This window comes from Rubripirellula lacrimiformis (assembly GCF_007741535.1).
Lineage (GTDB): Bacteria > Planctomycetota > Planctomycetia > Pirellulales > Pirellulaceae > Rubripirellula > Rubripirellula lacrimiformis.
Genome location: NZ_CP036525.1, coordinates 2649406 through 2669686 on the forward strand (window position 1 = coordinate 2649406; position 20281 = coordinate 2669686).

Sequence of the window (20281 nt, forward strand, 5' to 3'; positions counted from 1 at the left end):
GCCGCTGCAATTGTCGGCTTGGCATTGCCACGGCCACGCAAAATAGGCTATTTGGACATTCTCGTTGGGGCAAGGATCGCCACTCACAAATACGGGCGGCAGAGGATGGAGTCGAGAAAAAGAAGGCTTTGGCAGCCACGAAAGGTCGCTGCATGGACGTTTTTCGTGCTGATCGCCACCTGTTCAAATCACAGCGGTTTGTCCGCCGCACCCCCCGAAAACGTCGGTTTGGGGGACCAAACCCAACCGGTCGCCACCGCCCAGCCCCACGACATTGTCCGGTTGATCGCTGCCGGTGAACTGTCGTCGGCGGCCGAAATGGCCCGCCAATTGGACGGATCGTCGGATCCAACCGTGGATTTGACCATGGTTTTCGCTCGTTTGGGGCGTGCCTACCAAAAACAAGGCGACCTTAAATTGGCGACCGAGTTCTACGGTCGATCGGTTTTCGCGTCGCGCCAGCCGGCTGCGGCCGCGATGGATCCCGAGAAAAAGATTTTTGTACAGTTAGCCGCCGCTTCGTCGATGGTTCAGTCACAGGAACTCCCCAAGGCGTTCGAGGTATTGCAGCCGATTCTGGGCGGTTCGTCCGGCGCCAGTGCGGCTCAGGTGCATACGGCCGTCGATATCAGCATCCAGATCGGCAATCGAGCTTTGGCGGCAAACGATGCTCCGATGGCAACGCGTGCGTACACCTTGGCGGCCAGCCATGCCGACGAAGGACAACGCCCCACCGTGCTGTTGGGGGCGGCTTGGGCGACCGCGGTTTCCCAGGTTTCGCCGATCCAGGCGGCCAAGCAACTCGCCGATTTTGTCAGTGAGTACCCGCAACACGCCGATGCACCGCGAGCCAGCAGGGCCTGTGCGGAATGTTTGCGTCAGGCCGAAAGGCCACAGGATTCCGCGGCGATGATCGCTGACTTGCTGCGTCGTTGGCCCGAATCACCCTCCGCGCTGGAGGTGGTCCAGGGATACACCCACGTGGCGGCAGCGCAGGTTCCGAGTTCGGTTCGCGACTGGTTGCTGCAGCGATCCCAAGCGGGGCAGGTCAGCCAGTGGGACGAAAAAATGACATCGATGGCCATGATTTTTGCCGGTGAAGCGGACCAGCAACCAGCCTGGAGCCACCTGGCGCGTCACTTAGCAGCGATGGACGGATCGGGCAAAACGATCGCTGATCTGCTGGCTGCGTTGGACCAGGACGGCAGCCGCGATCGAGCCGAACGACTAGCGACTTCGTTGATTTCGCCCGAGCCCGATCAAGTGGTATCCCCGGGGGCAAGAGAATCCGCCTGTCGATGGGCCGGACGAACCGAGCGTTGGTCGATGCTGGCCATGGCCGCGGAATCCGAAATCGACCGGATGGAATCCCCTGCCCCGTCCCGCAGCGTCAATGTCGAGCGACTGTTTGCCGAATCATTGATGCAGTTGGGCCGCGTCGACGAGGCCCGCAGGTGGTGGGACCACTTGGTGGATGTTCGAAAATTGACCGATTTTGCGACGCTGTTGCGATGCGCCGAAGCCGAAACTTCGGTGGGCGATGACACCAATCTGGCGGGGCAGCGAATTTCGTTAGCGCGAACCGCCGCCGGCCAGAACTCCTTTGAATCGATGTTGGTCAACCTATTGGCCGCCGAACTGGCTATCCGAAGGTCTCGTTTTGACGAAGCCAGGTCGTTGCTGGAAAGCGTCGTTCGGGCGACCGATACAGGCGTTGGATTGCGCGGGCGTGCCCAGTGGCTGATTGGCGAAACCCACTATCTGCAGGCACAGTTCACCGAAGCGATCGAAGCCTATCGACAGGTCGAAGGGATGGATCCATCGGGGGTCTGGGTATCGGCCGCCTTGGTCCAAGCCGGCAAGTCTTTCGAACAATTGGGGCGGACACGCGAGGCCGCGGTTTGTTACGGAAGTCTGATCGGACGATTCGCCGAGACTCCGCACGCGCAAATCGCCCGTCAACGAATGGCCGCGATCGATCCGAACCTTCCCTCATCCAACAATTCGATTCGAAGATGAACGATCTGAATCCAAGTTCCGCTAGGCGCCGTCTGATGCGTGCCCAGCCCATCACCGCACGTCGTCACATGGCCGGACTGGCGTCACGTATCTTGCCGGTTTTTGTGCTAGCCATCGGTTCGTTGTGGTGGATGATCGCAATGCAACCGGCGCTAGGGCAGTTCCCCCAGGCCCAAAATTACGGTGGAACCGGGTTCAACCAAGCACCCCCATTCCAAAACCAGATGCCGGCCGCTGGCGCCGCGCCCACGATCCCGTCGGCTGCGATGGGACAATCCGAACCGATGGCCGCGCCGCAGGTTGATGGCGAGCCGGCCGAGTCGAAGGAATGGCCTGCGTTCTTTGAAAAAATTCGCCAGGGCGGATGGTTGATGGTTCCGCTTGGCGTGTGCTCGTTGATTGTCTTTGCGCTGTCGATCGAACGGATGATAACGCTTCGCCGTGGCCGAGTGATTCCGCGACCGTTCGTGCGCCGATTCACCGAATGCGTCGAAGATGGACAGCTCAGCTACGAAGAAGCGACGGAGATTTGCGAAGAATTCGACTGCCCCGTTGCCGAGGTTTTCCAGGCCGCCGTCCGCCGCTGGGGACGCCCGATGTTCGAAGTTGAACAGGCCGTGATGGACGCAGGTGACCGCGTCGCCGATGGACTGAAACGTTTTCTGCGAGTCTTCCACGCGATCAGCAACGTGGCACCACTATTGGGGCTGCTGGGCACCGTGTTGGGCATGATCGAAGCATTCGACATGATGAGCAGCCAGGAATCGATCGGCCGTCCGGAAATGTTGGCTTCCGGAATCAGCGTGGCGCTTGTGACCACCGCCGGCGGGCTGGCCGTCGCGATTCCAGCCTACTTGGCATACATGTATTTCAGCAGCAAATCGGACCGATACCTGAACGAAATCGACAAGCTTTGCCAGCGAGTGGTCGATTGCATTTCAGCCGAAGGACTCGAAAGCTCGGGCGGCAACAGCCGAGGCAGCGGCCGGAAACGGCGTGCGGCCTAAGCAAAAGTCGTCAACGGTTTGTGAATTTGTGAGCCGCGATCGCGTAAGCGGCCGGGAATGTCCCTCTGCCGCCAATCAGGTGGCTTTACCAGCCGCCACGCGCAACCGTCCGGTTGATTTCGTAACCCGCTGCGTGAGCGAGGGATTCAGGTGGGATCCCTCGCTCACGCTTCGAGTGATGGTTTGCACGCTCGTTGCTACCCGGAAACGAAGGTGCCGCGAAGTACTAGCCGACACCAAAGGAACTACTCATGTCGAAACGAACCAACAGCGAAGAAGCGACCATTAACCTGACGCCGATGATCGACGTCGTGTTCTTGTTGGTCATCTTTTTTATGGTCGGCAGCAAGTTCAGCGAAGCCGAAAGCCGGATCAAAGTCAACGTCCCCAGCGTCGGCGAGATGCGTTCGATGACGCGCGTCCCGGACGAACGAGTGGTGGCGATCGGTATCGACGGCAGCGTCACGCTAGACGATGCGCCGATGAGTCTAAGTCAGTTGACGCAAACGCTTCGTCAAGAACACAGCAATTATCCAGGTTTGAAGGTTGCCGTTCGTGGTGAAGCCGACGGGTCCCAGCAACAATTGGTCGATGTGCTGCAGGCCGTCCGCATCAGCGGCGTGGATCAAATTGGGATCGCGACCAAGAGGATGCAGCGTTGAATGATCCCGTCCAACTGTGGGCCGATCCTAGGCTGGTCTATACGGTCGCGGGTGCCGCGGCTGCGACCTTGTTGTTCACGATCTGGTTGTTCGGCCGTCGCAAACGCGGTGGACGTCCGGCCGGTGTGATCTGTCTGATGCTATCGATCGGGTTGCATGCCGCACTGATTTTCTTGGTGCCCATGCTGCCTTCGTTCAGCGGTGGATCGTCAACGGCTGATCCGACGACCGATCAGCAGGCGGGCATTGATTCGATTTCGTTTTCGACATTCGATCCCGATATGATCCCGCAGGATGCGTCGGGCGAAGATGCCGATGCGATGATCGCGCCGCTGCCGGTTTCGAATCTGACGGACCTGCTTACCGATCCGGTTGCCCAATCGGATCCCGAGCCCGAACCGGAGACTGCAGACGAACCCCAGGATGCGTCGGCGATCGACGTGGCCCCTGAATCGTTGGTGATGGCCCAGCCGTCGCCGACCAGCCAACCGCTATCCGAAATCGACACCGCGTTGGGCGAATTTTTGGACGATGCATTTGCCGAATCCGAGGCTGTGCCCGATTCGCCTGATGTGCCGACGCCCGAATCGGTGGCCGCAGACGCCAGTGAATCAGCCAGTGCGGCGGAACCGATCGCCAAGGCCCCCGTCACGCGGCAGGTCGACGCGCCGTCGCCCGTGATTGTCAAAGCAACCGATCCCGTTCAGGCAGCACCCGTGTCTACGACGACCGCGCCTGGTGCGATGGTGGCAGGGGATGTCCCCGACGATTTCGCAAACCGCGTTGGGAAGGCCAAAGAGGTCGCGATCCAGCGGACCGGCGGAGACGCCAACACCGAGGCGGCCGTCGAAGCGGCGCTGAAATTTTTGGCCGAAACGCAACGTCCCGACGGCGCCTGGGATCCTCGCGCCTCGGGCGCCGGAAAGGAACGCGCCCCGCTGGGAATGACACGTGGAAACGCAGGCGCCAAAGCCGAAACCGCGATCACCGGTCTGGCTTTGCTGACCTTGATGGGGGCCGGTCAAACTCATCAACAAGGTCCTTATGCCGACAATGCCTATCGCGGGTTGGCGTACTTGATCCAGCATCAGCAGCCCAACGGATCGCTGGCCGGCAATGCGTCGGTCTATGCGGCCACCTATAGCCATGGGATGGCGGCGCTGGCGATGTGCGAAACCGCCGCGATCACTCGGGATCCGTCGGCGATCCAGTCAGCGACTCGGTCGATCAACTTCACCCGATCGATGCAGCACCCGTCGACCGGCGGATGGCGATACACCGCTGGCGATCCCGGCGACCTCAGCCAATTGGGGTGGCAGGCGATGGTGCTGGATGCGGGCTACCGCGCCGGCGTTCCGGTCGACCGCCAAAGTGTGACCGGAGTCCAACGGTTTTTGCGCAGCGTGCGGGCTGGTTCGGTCGGCGGTTTGGCAAGCTATCGGGCGGGCGAGGCACCCAGCCGGACCATGACCGCCGAAGCTTTGGCCACGCGATTGCTGATCGGCGAAAAGGTTCCGCCTGCCGAAATTGCCGAAGCCCAGCGATATCTGATGCAGCAGCCCCCCGGTGTCGGGCAAGACAACTATTATTACTGGTACTATGCAACGCTAGCGCTGCACCAGTTGCAGGATGAAACCTGGCAACAGTGGAACACGGCGCTGAAAAATCGACTCCTGGCCACCCAACGCAGCGACGGCAGTTGGCCTGCCGATACCGTTTGGGGCGGCTACGGAGGCACCATCTACACGACCGCCATGGCGACCCTGTGTCTGGAAGTCTATTACCGTCACACAATCCGAAGCGATTCCGACCGGATCGCCAACCAGATCAACCAGCCGTCGATGCGGTGAGCGGTCCTTTGATTCCGACTGATTCGTCATCGACACAGGCGTCCGTGGATGGACTTCGCGACTTGATCGCTGCCGAAGGGTTCACGCTGTGTGGGATCGCTCCCGCGGTGGATTCGTCGGGGCACTCGGATTTGGTCCGCTGGATCGAAGCCGGGTACGCGTCCGAGATGCAGTACTTTGCTGATCGGATCGACGCCTATCGGCACCCCGCCGGCGTACTCGGCGGTGCCAAGTCGATCATTGCGATGGCGATGCCCTACCCTGCCCGCCCGGCTCAACCCCTGCCGATCGGTCACGGCAAGGTCGCTCGGTACGCATGGCCGGGCGTCGACTATCACGATGTCATCCACCCCAAATTGAAACGACTGTGTCGAACGATCCGTGAAACTTTCACCGGGGCAGCGGCCCGTGGCGTCGTCGACACGGCACCGTTGATGGAACGCGAGATCGCTCAGCTTGCTGGGTTGGGGTGGCGTGGAAAGAACACGTTGTTGCTGAATTCGGTCCAGGGCAGCTATTTCTTTTTGGCCTGCGTTTTGGTGGACATCGAATTGCCCACCGATGGGCCGCAGGCGACCGCGCATTGTGGCACCTGCACGGCTTGCTTGGATGCCTGTCCAACGGATGCGTTCCCGTCGGCCGGCGTGCTGGATGCCAGCCGCTGTATCAGCTATTTGACGATCGAACATCGTGGCCCGATTGACCCGCTGTTGCGACCGGCGATCGGGGATTGGGTTTTCGGTTGCGACGTCTGCCAACAGGTTTGTCCGTGGAACCGCCGACCCGCCCGCGCCGATCCGACGCCGGAGGTGCCGATGGAAAGAATCGAACTGTCCTCGCTCTTTGGAATCAGCGAAGATGATTTCCGCCAACGCTTTCGCAAGACGCCCATGTGGCGGACTCGGCGACGCGGACTGTTGCGAAACGCCGCGATCGTGCTGGGGAACCAGGGGGACGCCAGATCGATCCAAGCGTTGACGATTGGTTTGCATGACGACGAAGCGATCGTGCGCGGGGCCGCGGCCTGGGCGATCGGACAAATCGGCGGTAGGCAAGCGATCGACGAATTGGACCAGCGATTGTCGATCGAAACCGACCCCGACGTGATTACTGAAATTGATGCCGCACTGAGCTAAATCCGCTATCATTCTGCTATGTCGCGATACGAAAAAATCAAACGTGTGTTCTCGCGTGTCGGCCAACCTGCGGCGGCTTATGTCGCCGGTTCGGCCGCCGACCCTGTGGCCCATCCCGTGACCACGGCGGCGAGATCCAACAGTGCCATCCGCCCTCGTGATCCCGCCGTGCTAAGCAAGTTGGCGGGCGAGGTCGCGCTGCGGACGTTTCCGCGTGCTGAAATCGATCGAATGCAGCGAGAGATTCACGAGCAGACATTGCAGTTAAGCCGGACCATCAATCGGCCTAATTTCACACGTGTCGGACGCGAAGATCTGATGCGGATGATCCGCATGTATGACGAACGTTTTTTCGGTGGCAAAATTCTGCCGGTTGCGATGGCCGAAGGTTTGACCTTTGGCATCTCGTCCCGGATGACCAGCGTGGCTGGCAAATTGGTGACCCATTACGCACGCGGAAGGAACACCGGACCGCGCAAGTTTGAACTGGTTTTGTCGTCGACCCTGCTGTTTCAAACTTTCGAAGATGTGGATCGTCCGGTGGAGGTCACCGGTCGGTTGTGCCGCGATCGTTTGGAAGCCATGCAGCGGGTCGCCGAGCATGAATTCACGCACCTGATCGAAATGCTGATCTGGAACGATGGGAATTGCAGCGAGTCGCGTTTCCAATCGATTGCCAATCGGTACTTTGCCCACACCGACTATCGACACGCCCTGATTACCCAACGCGAACGAGCGGCGATTAAGTTCGACATTCGTGTCGGCGATCAAGTCGTGTTTCGCCGCGATGGCCGCGAATTGATCGGCCGCGTCAACCGAATCACTCGCCGGGCAACGATTCTGGTCCCGGATCCCAACGGCGAACCGTTCAGCGATGGTGGTCGCTATGTCCGCTACTACGTGCCTCTGGAACGCCTGAAGAAGGCCAGCTGATCGGTCTCTGCCTTGCTATCAAGGCCGCATTTTCGTCTTGTAGCCGTTGAACCTCGTCGATACGCTGAGCATTCGAAGCAGGATGTTTCACGGTCTCGGTTGGGCCGGTTTGCCGATTTGCCAGGGAGGGCGATAGCGTGTTGAAACGAAGATCGATTCGAACGAAGTTGATCATTGCGATGACTCTGTTATCCGCAATCGTCCTGCTGCTAGCATTCAGCAGTTTCTGGGGGCTAAATCGTTATCGCAGGTTGGCCGAAGCGGTCAGTCAGCGGGCCACGGAAATTCCCTGTGTCAACGAACTGAACCGGTACGCGTTGACGATGCGGGAAAGCCACCTGCGATCCAGCGAGCTGAGCGACCACCAGGGCATGATCCATTCATCTTCGATGGTGGATCCCTTGTTCGACATGCGTCAGGTTGAAAACGCCAAGTTCAATCATGCTGTTTTGAAATTCGGTTTCGACCTGGCACGTTACGAAAGCAGGGTCGAATTATCCTCCGGAGCAACTTCCTTGTTGGTCGGCGACGTCCAGCAAATCGATTCGATCGACGCGATTGTCCGCGCGTTTGATCGATTGGAAGCGTTCCGCCGAAAACCTCGCGTCATGGACGCAATCCAAAAAGCCGAACTTGGTCAGCTGATCGATCAATTGGTCGACCTGACCGATCAGCACCTGGCGATCATCCACGGATCGATGGCCAAAGTCAGCAATGACGTGCGTGGTGAATACCGAACATGGATGACGCTGGCGCGAACCTGCAGCGTGGCAGCAATCTTGATCATGGTGGTCTTGCTGTGGTCATTCAATTCGTTGGTCGTCAAGCCGTTTCGAACTCTGTTGGACGGATCGCGATTGGTCGCCGGTGGCCAGTTTGATCATCGCATCGATTTAGGCACCGGCGACGAACTGAGCGAGTTGGCCGTCGCGATGAACCAAATGACCGATCGATTCCAAGGGGCGCTGGCAAAAGTCAACGCGTGGTGCAACAACTTGGATCGCCAAGTCCAAGAGCGAACCCGCGAAGTGATCCAAAACGAACAATTGGCCAGCGTCGGTTTTCTGGCTGCCGGTGTCGCGCACGAAATCAACAACCCGTTGGCGACGATCGCCTGGAGTGCTGAGTCGTTGCAATCGCGAATGAGCGAATTGGCGGGAGTGTCGCAGTCGCAACGGATGGTGGACGACGAACTTTATGACGCACTGACGACCAATCTGCGACGCATCGAAGACGAGGCGTACCGCTGCAAAGGCATCACAGAAAAACTACTGGATTTCAGCCGGTTGAACGAGGTTCGGCGTGCTCCCACCGACCTCACGGAACTGGTGCAAGACGTGATTGCGATGGTCGGAACCGTCGGCAAGTTTCGTTGCAAGTCCATCATTCCACACACCGAAGGCCCGGTCATCGCCGAGGTCAACGCCCAAGAGATTCGCCAAGTCGTATTGAACCTGCTGACCAATGCGTTGGAAAGTGTCGATGTGGATGGCGCCGTCCAAGTCCAGGTCCGCGGCGATCAGGATGGGGCGATGATCGTGGTCGAAGACAACGGTTGTGGGATGAGCGAAGAAGTCATCCAGCATCTGTTCGAACCATTCTTTACCCGTCGACGTGACGGAACCGGTACCGGTTTGGGATTAAGCATCACGTACCGAATCATTTCTCAACACGGCGGATCGCTGACTCCACAAAGTGATGGTGTTGGCAAGGGATCACGAATGGAACTTTCACTTCCCTATCAACCCAGCGATACAGACATCCACGGTAGCCACCGATTCCCCATTCGGCCGATGCAGCGAATTTCGCAAGCGGCGTAAGTTCCCCAACACCCCAGGTGTGCGGTACCGCTGTCCAGGGACTGTCCCTGCCAGTGGTTTGCAAAATGGAACCGAGCACCCGAATCCCGTTGGCTCTTCATTCTTTTCAGGTCATGGACGCACGATGAGTAAGAACAAACAAAACAAGCCGCCGGCAATGCACATTTTGTTTGCCGACGACGAGAAGAATCTGCAAGAACTGATGCGCCAGGAATTGCCTCGGATGGGCTACTCCGTCACGGTTTGTCCCGATGGGCTGACCGCGGTTGCTGCGCTGGAACGGGAATCGTTTGATTGTTTGCTGGTCGACCTGGACATGCCCGGCATGAACGGGATCGACGTGATCGGGAAAGCACGTGAACTGCGCCCCGAAATCGAAGCCGTGGTCATGACCGGCAAACCGAGTCAAGAAACGGCGATTGCCGCGCTTCGTCATCAAGCGTTTGACTACCTGACCAAACCATGTCGATTGGCCGATGTCGCCGGCTTGCTGGGACGCGTCAACGAGCGGCGCCAGAACAAAAAACAGCTGACCGCGCTGAACCTGCGCCTGCGGCACGCCGAAGGGGATTCGAAATTGGTCGGCAGCGGCAAGATGATGGACGCGGTCCGCACGTTGATTTCGAAGGTTGCACCGACCGATAGTTCCGTGCTGATTCGAGGCGAGACCGGGTGCGGTAAAGAATTGGTCGCCCGCGCGATCCACGACGCCAGCCTGCGTGCCGACAAGCCGTTGGTGCCCGTGAACTGTGGTGCCCTGCCCGAAAATTTGATCGAAAGCGAATTGTTTGGACACTGCCGTGGGGCCTTCACCGGCGCCGACGTTGCCCGTACCGGACTGTTCGAAGTCGCCGATGGTGGCTCGATCTTCTTGGACGAAATCGGTGAACTCCCTTTGCAGATGCAAGCCAAGTTGCTGCGTGTTTTGGAAACCGGAGACATCCGACGACTGGGGGATAACCAAACGGTGCATGTCGATGTTCGCATCGTTTGTGCCACCCACCGTGATCTGGAAAAGATGGTCGAAGAAGGCACGTTCCGCGAAGACCTGATGTTCCGGATCAACACGTTCGAAGTGCATGTGCCGGCGCTTCGCGAACGGACCGAAGATCTGGCCGTCCTAGCCCGTCACCTGCTGCGTCGGCATCGCACCGATGGCGCCGACGACAAGTTGTTCTCGGCCGATGCGATGGAACAATTGATGTCGCATCGTTGGCCAGGCAACGTGCGTGAATTGGCCAACGTGATCGAACACGCAGCGATCCTGAACGATTCGTTGCCGATCGAAGCCGAACACCTGCCCCGCCACTTTGGCAAACGACAGCTGCGAAAAGAGATCCGAGACTCCGGACCGATGAAGTTGCGGGATTTGGAAATGCTTGCCATCGACAAAGCGATCGAACGAAACGATGGCAACAAGCCTGCGGCGGCCGAGGAACTAGGGGTCAGTCTGAAGACGCTGTACAACAAACTGAATGCGGCCGAAGAAAAACGAGCCGCTGGTTAACCGCGTTCCCCAACCGGTTCAGCTGCGTACCAATTTTCGGAACGCTTCGTTCAACTTCGTCGTGATCGGGCCCGGTTTTCCGTCGCCGATCGTGCGGCCGTCCAGTTTGACCGCGGCGATCACTTCTGCGGCACTGCCGGTCAGAAAGCATTCGTCGGCGATGAAAATGTCGTGCCGCGTCATCGGATGTTCCGAGGTTTCGATGCCCGCTTGTTTGGCAAGTTCCAGCACGGCGTTGCGAGTGATGCCTTCTAGGATGCCGGCGTCGATCGGAGGTGTGGAAAGTTTGCCGTTCTTGACGATGAAGATGTTGTCGCCGGTGCACTCGGCAACTTCGCCCTTGATGTTCAACATCAGTGCTTCGACACATCCGGCTCGCAAGCCTTCCATCTTGGCCATGATGTTGTTCAAGTAGTTCAGCGATTTGACGCGTGAACTCAGGGCCGCCGGATGGTTGCGGATTGTTGCCGCTGTGATCAGTTCCAGGCCGTTCTCGTACATCTCGGCGGGGTACAACGAGATCTTGTCCGCGATGATGATGATCTGCGGATCGCTGCACTTGTACGGATCCAGCCCCAAAGGTCCGCAGCCGCGGGTAACCACCAAACGAATATAGCCGTCATCAAGGCCGTTCTTGGCAACACATTCGTCGGTGTCTTTGGCCAACTGTTGGATCGTCATGCCGATGGGAAGCGCGATCGCGGCGGCGGATTCGAACAGTCGAATTAGGTGTTCTTCCAGTCGAAATACTTTGCCGCTGTATATGCGCATGCCTTCGAAGACGCCATCCCCGTACAGCAGCCCATGATCATAGACGCTGACCTTGGCATCGGCGCGCGAGAAGTATTCACCGTTGATGTAGATCTGTTGGCTCATGAGAACATTGATGGCGGACGAGGAAGTGAAGGTCAGAAACGATTCGTAAACACGTTCAGTATCAGAGAACAAAACCGTCGCGAAAGTCGCCAAGACTTTCGGCCATTTGGCACGTGCCCGAAACCCTTGGCGAGCCTAGCGGCGGTTCGATTCATGGCTAGCCACTGAATATTGGCAAACCACTAATCGATGTCGGCGGCGGTCACGGCGCCCACGATGGATGCATCAAAGTAGTTGATTGACATGCCGGCATCGACCACGATCGACTGAGCTGTGATCCCGCTGCTGCGCGGGCTCAGCAGAAAGGCGGCAGTCGATGCGACTTCATCCGTGTCGACCGCACGTCCGCGCGGGATCACTTTTTCCGCATACAAATAGGAATCGACATAGCCGGGGATGCCGGCTGATGCGCTTGTCTTCAGTAGTCCAGCGGCGACAGAGTTGAATCGGACTTCGCTGAACTTGCTGAACGATTTGGTCAGAAAGGCCAGGGATGATTCTAGGGCGGCTTTGATCGGGGCCATGAACCCGTAGCTTTCGCTGGCCATGCGAGTCGTACTGATCCCGATCGTGACCACCGACGCGTCCCGAGCGAACGTGTCTTTCAGCGCGTTGCAAACATTGGTCAGCGAGTACGCCGAAATGTCGATCGCTTGCAGGAACTGCTTGCGAGTGGTTTCGTGGAACGGGCGGATCCCTTCGGGGTAATCGGCAAAGGCGATCGAATGGACCAGCCCTGCCAATTGGATCGAATCGGCGGCCAACGTGGCTGCGAGTTGATCGATCTCCGATTGCTTTTCCACGTCGCAAACGATGATCCGGCGGTCGGCCAATAGCTTCGCCAGACTGTCTTTCCGCGACTGACTCCGCACGCTGTAGATCACTTCGGCACCGGCCTGTTCCAAAATTTTGGCGATTCGGAAGGCGACGCTCTTTTTGTTGGCGACGCCCATGACCATCACGGTCTTGCCGGACAGACCCAAAAAATCAAAGCTGGGTTCACGATCGCTCATGTCGATGTCTCCTGATCGGGGCGGCTGGATCCCGATGGCGGCGTGGGGGCTGGGCTAGAAAGGCTGCAACTGAAATCCAAACGCATCGCCAGTTTCCCGCCGACCTTCATTTTGCCAGTCATGTAGAACGCGTTGCTGACCTGGTCGTTCAACGTCGCTTCGATCTCGACCGTGTCGCCCGGACGGACCATTTTCTTGAATTTGACGCCATCCATTCGCGTCGCAACCGGAACCGCATCGGCGGCGACATCCCCGGATCGGCCAGCCAACAGAATCGCACCGGCCTGCAAACAACATTCGCACTGGATCACGCCCGGCACGATCGGCGAATCGGGGAAGTGTCCATCGAAAAAGAACTCGTCGGCTCGGAACGTCTTTCTGCAAACGATCGAATCGGCAGTTTCCGAAACGATTTCGTCGACCAAAAGCATATTTCCCCGGTGGGGGATGCGCTGCTGTATTTGTTCAGATGTCATGGCGTTATGAGACGGCAAATCAGCACCTGAAGTCAAGCGGGGCGGGATCTGGTAGGTTGGCGTTTTGGCCGGTTTTTGACTCCCCGTTTTCATTCCCAACGACATGACCACCTACTACGCCAACGGCAGCGAATCGCACTCCCTCACCAGCGACGATCTAAGGGACGCGTTAAAACAGGTTTTTGCCCAGATCGGCCCCAAAAAGAAGGTGCTGTTGCTGCCGCCCGACCAAACCCGGCTTTTCAGCCGCGCCGGCGAACTGACCGTTCAGTGCTGCGAACTGTTGGGCGATGCCGTTACCGACATCATGCCCGCGCTTGGCACCCACGACGAAATGGAACCCGATCAACTGGACCATATGTTCCCCGGCGTGCCCCACCACCTGTTCCGACCCCACCGTTGGCGTGACGATGTGGTGACGTTGGGCGAAGTGCCAGCGTCCTACGTGCACGACGTTACCGGCGGCCTGTACGACAAACCCTGGAAAGCCCAGGTCAACAAGATGCTGGTCGACGGTGGACACGACCTGATCTTTTCGCTCGGACAAGTCGTGCCGCACGAAGTCATCGGGATGGCGAACTACAACAAGAATGTGTTCGTCGGGACCGGCGGTGTCGAAGGAATCAATGAAAGTCACTATTTGAGCGCCGTATACGGGATCGAACAGACGCTCGGCCAAGCCAACACCCCGCTGCGACAGATCCTCAATCATGCTCAGGATCAGTTCTGTGGCGACATGCCGCTGCTGTATGCATTGACGGTGATCCAGCAGATGCCCGATGGCAAACTGCACACCCGCGGGCTGTTCATTGGCGACGATCACGAGACGTTTTTTGCAGCCGCCGAATTGGCTGGAAAGGTCAACATCACGCACCTTGATCACGCCCCGCAGCATGTGGTGGCGTATCTGGATCCGCGAGAATTTTCCAGCACCTGGCTGGGAAACAAAGCGATCTATCGGACCCGTTTGGCGATCGCAACCGGCGGACGCCTGACGGTGATCGGGCCAGCGGTGAAAAAGTTCGGCGAAGACAAATCGATCGACCTGCTGATTCGAAAGTATGGCTATCGCACCAAAGCGGAAATCATCCAACTGTTTGCCGAGAACGAAGACTTGCGAGCCAATCCATCGGCCGCCGCGCACCTGGTCCACGGATCTCACGAGAATCGGTTCGAAGTCGTTTACGCCGCCGGTAAATTGACCGCCGAAGAAATTCGTAGCGTCAACTACACCCCCGGTGACGTCAACGAACTGATGAACCGATACGACGTCAATCAATTGGAAGACGGTTTCCATCAGGACATCGATGGGTCCGAATTTTACTTCATCCAGAACCCAGCACTGGGGTTGTGGCAGGCCCCCTTGTAAACCAGGAAACGCTTGTTTGCGGGTTGTTTTGTTCCTTTATGTGGAAATAGCGGTTTGTTTCGTGCCTTTTGGCCGTTCCTGACGTATCATTGATTGCATGAGGAAAGCGAGCAACATCGGCTCGGTTCGCAGCTCGCTTTTCGCGTGTCGTTCGGTAACGACGTTCGCTACCGGATGAAGGCAATCTGACTTGGCTGGTTCCGAGCCGGCAGTCGACTGATGCGTGGGAGGTCCGTCATGGGTTTTCTGTTCCGCACGGGATCGCCAGGGGAAAGTTCGCCGCAGGAAAGTTCGCCGCAGGAAAGTTCACTAGGCCAAACTTCGGTAGGGATCGCAGCCGACCGCGAAACCGTCGACCGTGAAGCAGCCGACCGTGAAGCAGCCGACCGTGAAGCCAACAAGCGCGAAGCCAACGAGCGGGCATCGGGCCCACGCCCCACCGGCATCACCTCGTATCGTGATTTGCCCGCCTACGGTGTCTTGCAGCACGCCGCCGAACAGATCCCCACACGGCCGGCAATCGTTTACGGCGACCTGGTTTGGAACTACGGTCGGCTGAACTACGACAGCATCCGAGTCGCGGCTTTGCTGCAACGGATGGGAGTCCGACCGGGGGACCGGGTCGGTATCTTGCTGCCCAACGTTCCAGAATACGTCATCGCGGCCAACGCGATCTGGCGCTGCGCTGCGGTGGCGATCGCCATCAGTCCGTTGATGGTGGCCGAAGAAATTTCGGCCCTTCTTTCGCGGACCAAGTGCCGGATCGTCATCTCGCTGGACATGCTTTCGGACGTCATCGTAGACCCATCGATTCATCGGTTGTTGGTTTCGCTGCGCCAGCATCTGCCGTCGCTGTATCAACTCGGGTACCTCTGGGCACGGCGCACACGAACCGGCCACTGGACGCTTCCGACTGGACCGCGGTGTCAGTGGCTTTGGCAGCAAGTCGATAGAACCACCAATCGTTGGCAGCCAATCACGATCGACTGTGCCAACGACCCGGCGTACATTTTGCCGACGGGAGGCACCACGGGGACTCCCAAAGCGGTGACGCTTAGCCACACCAACCTGGTCGCCAACGCGTGGCAACAATACCAGTGGACCGGTTGCTCGTTCGCCCGCGAAACGATGCTGGCGGTACTGCCGTTCTTCCATAGCTACGGAATGTCCGCGACCGTGATGGGCGGCGCCGCGACGGGGGCGACGTTGGTGCTGCACCATCGATTCAACACTCGCCAAACCATCGATCTGATCGAAAAGCATCGGCCCACGGTGTTCCATGCGGTGCCCGCGATGTTGGTTGCCATGAACGAACGTTTTCGAAAGCATCGACCAGACATCCATGGCCTGCGATGGGTGATTTCAGGTGGTGCTCCACTCGAACAAGAAGTTGCGTCAGAGTTTCGTGATTTTACGGGTGCCTTGGTTGTCGAAGGTTACGGATTAAGCGAGGCGTCTCCGGTGACTCACGTTGGTCACCTGTTTCGCGACCCTCGCTACGGCGTGATCGGATTGCCATTGCCCGAGACCGAATGTCGAATCGTGGACGAAACCGACGGTGATACCGAGGTTTCCGAAGGCCAGGTCGGGGAACTGATTATCCGCGGTCCGCAGGTGATGATCGGATATTGGGATGACGACGCGGCGACTGCCGCTGCGATTCGCGGCGGATGGTTGTTTACCGGTGATTTGGCGGTCCAAGAAACCGAAGGGTATTACCGGATCGTCGGTCGCAAAAAAGACCTGATCATCACCTCGGGATTCAATGTGTATCCCAGCGAGGTCGAAGACGTGATCCGCGGTGCGCCCGGTGTGTTGGATGCGGCCGTGGTCGGGGTCGTGGATGACCATCGCGGTGAACTGGTGAAGGCGTTTGTGGTGATGAAACCTGGTGCCGTATGGGACGAATCTGTCTTGGACGGACATTGTGCGATGCACCTATCCAAATACAAGCGTCCGCGACGGTGGCAACGATGTCAGGACGACCTGCCTCGCAACTTTCTTGGCAAAGTCCTCCGTCGCAACCTTCGTGAATCCGATGTTTCGGCATCCGTCGATGAAATCAAGGAGACCATGTGATGATTGTTTCGAAACCTGACACCATGAATCCGGTCGCCGTGATGGCGGCAGCCCGCACCCCCTTTGCCAAAGCGTTCACGGAACTGTCCAAGGTTTCGGCGGTCGAACTAGGCAAGATTGCGTTGCTTGGCGCGGTCGGTCACAGCGGTCTGCGGCTTGATGATGTGGATGAAGTCATCTTTGGCAACGTCGCTGGGCCAGCGGACTCGGCCAATATCGCTCGTGTGATCGCGCTCAGTTCGGGCGTGCCACAGGATCGAATTGCGCACACGGTCAATCGAAACTGCGCCTCGGGAATCGAATCGCTTTTGGCGGGATGTCAGTCATTGAATTCCCGCCGCGCGGGACTGGTCGTGGCCGGCGGCACAGAATCGATGTCGCAGATCCCGTTGCTGTTTCGCCCAGCGGCCGCCCGGCGGATGATGAAACTGGCTCGCGCCCGTTCGTGGCGCGAAAAGTTGCGGGTGTTGGTCAGTCTGCGGCCAGCCGACTTCAAACCGGTGGTGGGGATTGAACTGGGGCTGACCGATCCGGTGTCCGGATTGAACATGGGGGAAACCGCGGAGGTCTTGGCCAAAGAATTTGCCATCACCCGCGACCAACAGGATGCGTTCGCGATGGATAGCCACGTGAAGGCCGAAGCGGCTCAAACCCGATGTTTTCTGTCAGGCGAAATTGTCCCGGTGCCGGAGTCCACCGCAGGAATGGATCGCCCGTTCGCCAAAGACAATGCGATCCGCTACGGCCAATCGATGCAGTCGCTGGCAAAGCTGCGGCCGATTTTTGATCCGGCCGGATCGGTCACCGCGGGCAACAGTTGTCCGTTAACCGATGGTGCGGCAGCGGTCGTGATGGCACGAGAAGACGAAGTGGTTCGGTTCGGGACTTCGCCGCTTGGGTACATCGTCGACTATGCGGTGGCGGGATGTGACCCGCGACGCATGGGGCTTGGCCCCGTCTATGCGACGGCCAAGCTGCTGGACCAACGGGGATGGTCACTATCCGACTTTGATTTGATCGAGATCAACGAAGCCTTTGCAGCGCAGGTGATCGCCTGCGAACGCGCGTTCGAATCGAAACAGTTTGCCGAGCGTGAACTCGGTCGCGGAAACGCCGTGGGAACCATCGATCGGTCCAAATTGAATGTTCACGGCGGCGCGATTGCATTGGGGCATCCCGTCGGAACCACGGGGACTCGATTGATCCTGACCATGATGCGAGCGCTGCGTGAATCGGGCGGCAACCGTGGGTTGGTGACGTTGTGTGTGGGTGGCGGTCAAGGTGTCGCCGTGGCGATCGAAGTGCGTTCTTAACAGGAGATGAATTCAGATGAATACCAAACCCTATCAAAACTTTGATGTCACGACCGATCACCGCGGTGTAGTGACGGTATCGATGAACGTTCCCGATCGGCCGTTGAACGTGCTGACACGCTCGGCAATGTTGGAATTGGTTACGATCGTTGCGGACTTGGAACGGTCCCAAGGAATCGTGGCGGTCGTTTTCTGTAGCGGAAAGGAGAGCGGGTTCTTGGCGGGAGCCGATGTTGCGGTGATCGCCGATATCCAGTCGCCCGAGGAGGCTTCTCACATGATCGAAGCCGGACAGCAAATGTTTGCGCGTATCGAATCATTGCCAATGCCAACCATCGCAGTCATCCACGGCCCATGTTTGGGGGGTGGTTTGGAATGGTCATTGGCCTGCGACCATCGAATCGCTCGTGACAACAGTTCGACCAAGATCGGATTGCCCGAAATGAAGCTTGGGTTGATCCCCGGATGGGGCGGCACACAGCGGTTGCCTCGTTTGATTGGGCTTCGTCAGGCTCTGCCATTGATCCTGACCGGGGCGCATGTTGACGCCAAGAAGGCAGCGAAGATTGGGTTGATCGATCGAGCGATTTTGCCTGATCGATGGGACTACGAAATCGATCAGTTCGTCGATGATGTTGTCGGGGGGCGAATTCCGCAGCGAAGTGCAGGATCACTTTGGCACAGAATGCTGGATCGCACTCGGTTAGGACGTTTCGCCACCCTGCAGATTGCGAACCGGTCGGTGCGGTCCAAGGCCAAGCACTATCCAGCACTTCCCGCGGCGCTGCGGGCAATGTCACACAGCCATTTGAATCTCACGGTCGGGATGGCGGCGGAACGAACGGAGTTTGTGAAGCTGTTATCGACCCCGACTTGTCGTCATTTATTGTCGCTGTTCTTTGCACGCGAACGGGCTCGCAAGCCATCGACATGGTCCACGGCGTCCACGGTAGCAATGCATCAGCCACCGATTCGCAAGGTGGGGGTTGTCGGTGCTGGGGCGATGGGCGCCGGCATCGGCCAATTGGCCGCGACCTTGGGCTATGACGTCACCCTGAACGAAGTGGACGAAGCTGCGGGGCGTGCTGGTCAAACGCGAATCGACAAGCTGATCGACGACTTGGCAAAACGCAAGCGATGGGATGATGCCGGACGTAAGGCTTTGGCAGATCGTATTCGCGTCTGCTGGGACCCCCATTCGCTTGCCGATTGTGAACTGGTGATCGAAGCGGTGGTGGAACGCGCCGATGTGAAGGCTGATGTGTTCCAGCAATTGGATGCGGTGGTCAAACCATCCGGGATACTGGCCAGCAATACGTCATCCCTTTCGGTGACTCGGATGGGCGATGCCACCACACGAAGCCAGCAGGTCGCGGGGCTTCACTTTTTCAATCCAGTCCACCGGATGGAACTGGTCGAAGTGGTCCGCGGTCGTGACACCGACGACGTGACGATGGCACGATTGGTGGGTTTTGTTCGGACGCTGGGGAAGACGCCGGTGGTGACGACCGATACCCCCGGATTCCTGGTCAATCGCGTGTTGTTTCCCTACTTGGGGGAAGCCATTTTGATGGTCGCCGGTGGCGGCGACACGGCGATGATCGATCGCCAAGTCAAAAAGTTTGGGATGCCGATGGGGCCGCTGGAACTGTTGGACCAGGTGGGGTTGGACGTTGCCGAGCACGTCGCCGAGTCGCTTCGCGGAGTGATTGCGGACGTGGAACCCGTGGTCCAGTTTCTGCACCGCATGGTGTCCAAGGGACATTTGGGACGCAAGTCGGGACAAGGTTTCTATCGCTACGAAGATGGCCAACGCCGGCGGGCCTTGTCGCTGCGTGGTCGCCGCCGGGCGGACGCGGATCCGGAACTAGGATTCCTGCCCGATGGGTTTTCGCCCACGGCACGGCGGTTGGTCTATCCGATGTTGATCGAAGCGGTTCGTTGCCACGACGAATCGGTCGTCGATTCCGCTTGGGCGATCGATTTGGCGATGGTTCTGGGCACCGGGTTTGCGCCTCATCTAGGCGGTCCTTTGCACATGATCGACCAGATCGGTCCGGGCACGATCGCAACCAACCTGCGGCGTCTGCGTGATCTGCATGGGGATCGGTTCGTGGTTCCGGATTCACTTCGCGCGATGTCTCAGTCGGGGGAAAACTATTTCGACCAGTTGGTCGACACGCAATCGCCATCGGTCACGGTGGAAGGATAACGAACATCG

Annotated in this window: 15 protein-coding genes; 12 read left to right on the top strand and 3 right to left on the bottom strand. The window is 58.5% G+C overall.

From position 1 onward, the window contains the following. The first annotated feature begins 165 nt into the window (after window positions 1-165). The 8 genes from K227x_RS09385 to K227x_RS09420 all read left to right on the top strand — a co-directional run bounded on the left by K227x_RS09385 (window position 166) and on the right by K227x_RS09420 (window position 10934). The gene (locus K227x_RS09385) at window positions 166-2019 is read left to right on the top strand and encodes a tetratricopeptide repeat protein (RefSeq protein ID WP_218933884.1); all 1854 of its coding nucleotides are present in this window, start codon (window positions 166-168) and stop codon (window positions 2017-2019) included. Beyond that, window positions 2016-3026, top strand: a complete 1011-nt coding sequence (locus tag K227x_RS09390; RefSeq protein WP_246146692.1) for a MotA/TolQ/ExbB proton channel family protein — start codon at window positions 2016-2018, stop codon at window positions 3024-3026. The genes K227x_RS09385 and K227x_RS09390 overlap by 4 nt, the downstream gene beginning before the upstream one ends. Window positions 3027-3277: 251 nt before the next feature. Then, window positions 3278-3688 (top strand): ExbD/TolR family protein, encoded by a 411-nt coding sequence (locus tag K227x_RS09395; protein WP_145169275.1) that lies wholly within the window; start codon window positions 3278-3280, stop codon window positions 3686-3688. Then, window positions 3685-5538, top strand: a complete 1854-nt coding sequence (locus tag K227x_RS09400; RefSeq protein WP_246146693.1) for a prenyltransferase/squalene oxidase repeat-containing protein — start codon at window positions 3685-3687, stop codon at window positions 5536-5538. The genes K227x_RS09395 and K227x_RS09400 overlap by 4 nt, the downstream gene beginning before the upstream one ends. Then, a complete protein-coding gene (queG, locus tag K227x_RS09405; protein WP_246146694.1) occupies window positions 5535-6674 on the top strand; it encodes a tRNA epoxyqueuosine(34) reductase QueG in 1140 nt (379 codons plus the stop codon). The genes K227x_RS09400 and queG overlap by 4 nt, the downstream gene beginning before the upstream one ends. 18 nt (window positions 6675-6692) lie before the next feature. Continuing rightward, window positions 6693-7607, top strand: coding sequence for a hypothetical protein (locus tag K227x_RS09410; RefSeq protein ID WP_246146695.1), 915 nt, complete (start codon window positions 6693-6695; stop codon window positions 7605-7607). 179 nt (window positions 7608-7786) lie between these two features. Beyond that, window positions 7787-9427 (top strand): sensor histidine kinase, encoded by a 1641-nt coding sequence (locus K227x_RS09415; RefSeq protein ID WP_145169276.1) that lies wholly within the window; start codon window positions 7787-7789, stop codon window positions 9425-9427. Between the two features lie 157 nt (window positions 9428-9584). Further along, the gene (locus K227x_RS09420; protein WP_145177554.1) at window positions 9585-10934 is read left to right on the top strand and encodes a sigma-54-dependent transcriptional regulator; all 1350 of its coding nucleotides are present in this window, start codon (window positions 9585-9587) and stop codon (window positions 10932-10934) included. A gap of 18 nt (window positions 10935-10952) precedes the next feature. Here the strand turns inward: K227x_RS09420 and ilvE are convergent, their stop codons facing one another. The 3 genes from ilvE to K227x_RS09435 form a co-directional block, all read right to left on the bottom strand. Next, a complete protein-coding gene (gene ilvE / locus K227x_RS09425) occupies window positions 10953-11810 on the bottom strand; it encodes a branched-chain-amino-acid transaminase (protein ID WP_145169277.1) in 858 nt (285 codons plus the stop codon). Between the two features lie 182 nt (window positions 11811-11992). After that, the gene (locus K227x_RS09430) at window positions 11993-12823 is read right to left on the bottom strand and encodes an SDR family oxidoreductase (protein ID WP_145169278.1); all 831 of its coding nucleotides are present in this window, start codon (window positions 12821-12823) and stop codon (window positions 11993-11995) included. Next, entirely contained in the window at window positions 12820-13404 is a 585-nt protein-coding gene (locus K227x_RS09435) for a 3-hydroxyacyl-ACP dehydratase FabZ family protein (RefSeq protein ID WP_391540427.1), read from the bottom strand. Before K227x_RS09435 ends, K227x_RS09430 begins: the two co-directional genes overlap by 4 nt. Between K227x_RS09435 and K227x_RS09440 the strand changes: the two genes are divergently transcribed. The 4 genes from K227x_RS09440 (at window position 13403) to K227x_RS09455 (ending at window position 20272) form a co-directional block, all read left to right on the top strand. Further along, window positions 13403-14668: a D-mannonate epimerase gene (locus K227x_RS09440; protein ID WP_145169280.1), complete on the top strand. Its 1266-nt coding sequence runs from the start codon at window positions 13403-13405 to the stop codon at window positions 14666-14668. The two genes, K227x_RS09435 and K227x_RS09440, sit on opposite strands and share 2 nt — an antisense overlap. Before the next feature lie 237 nt (window positions 14669-14905). Next, window positions 14906-16747, top strand: coding sequence for an AMP-binding protein (locus K227x_RS09445; RefSeq protein WP_218933885.1), 1842 nt, complete (start codon window positions 14906-14908; stop codon window positions 16745-16747). Next, on the top strand, window positions 16747-18060 hold the full coding sequence (locus K227x_RS09450) for a thiolase family protein (RefSeq protein WP_246146697.1): 1314 nt from the start codon (window positions 16747-16749) through the stop codon (window positions 18058-18060). Before K227x_RS09445 ends, K227x_RS09450 begins: the two co-directional genes overlap by 1 nt. A 16-nt stretch (window positions 18061-18076) precedes the next feature. Beyond that, window positions 18077-20272, top strand: coding sequence for a 3-hydroxyacyl-CoA dehydrogenase NAD-binding domain-containing protein (locus tag K227x_RS09455; protein WP_145169282.1), 2196 nt, complete (start codon window positions 18077-18079; stop codon window positions 20270-20272). Window positions 20273-20281: the final 9 nt, after the last annotated feature.

Excerpts from the sequence above, each read along its gene's own strand:
- ilvE (WP_145169277.1), bottom strand. The coding sequence starts at position 11,810 with ATGAGCCAACAGATCTACATCAACGGTGAATACTTCTCGCGCGCCGAT.
- K227x_RS09390 (WP_246146692.1), top strand. The coding sequence starts at position 2,016 with ATGAACGATCTGAATCCAAGTTCCGCTAGGCGCCGTCTGATGCGTGCC.
- K227x_RS09440 (WP_145169280.1), top strand. The coding sequence starts at position 13,403 with ATGACCACCTACTACGCCAACGGCAGCGAATCGCACTCCCTCACCAGC.
- K227x_RS09450 (WP_246146697.1), top strand. The coding sequence starts at position 16,747 with ATGATTGTTTCGAAACCTGACACCATGAATCCGGTCGCCGTGATGGCG.
- K227x_RS09415 (WP_145169276.1), top strand. The coding sequence starts at position 7,787 with ATGACTCTGTTATCCGCAATCGTCCTGCTGCTAGCATTCAGCAGTTTC.
- K227x_RS09430 (WP_145169278.1), bottom strand. The coding sequence starts at position 12,823 with ATGAGCGATCGTGAACCCAGCTTTGATTTTTTGGGTCTGTCCGGCAAG.
- K227x_RS09420 (WP_145177554.1), top strand. The coding sequence starts at position 9,585 with ATGCACATTTTGTTTGCCGACGACGAGAAGAATCTGCAAGAACTGATG.
- K227x_RS09435 (WP_391540427.1), bottom strand. The coding sequence starts at position 13,404 with ATGTCGTTGGGAATGAAAACGGGGAGTCAAAAACCGGCCAAAACGCCA.
- K227x_RS09395 (WP_145169275.1), top strand. The coding sequence starts at position 3,278 with ATGTCGAAACGAACCAACAGCGAAGAAGCGACCATTAACCTGACGCCG.
- K227x_RS09455 (WP_145169282.1), top strand. The coding sequence starts at position 18,077 with ATGAATACCAAACCCTATCAAAACTTTGATGTCACGACCGATCACCGC.
- K227x_RS09410 (WP_246146695.1), top strand. The coding sequence starts at position 6,693 with ATGTCGCGATACGAAAAAATCAAACGTGTGTTCTCGCGTGTCGGCCAA.
- K227x_RS09445 (WP_218933885.1), top strand. The coding sequence starts at position 14,906 with ATGGGTTTTCTGTTCCGCACGGGATCGCCAGGGGAAAGTTCGCCGCAG.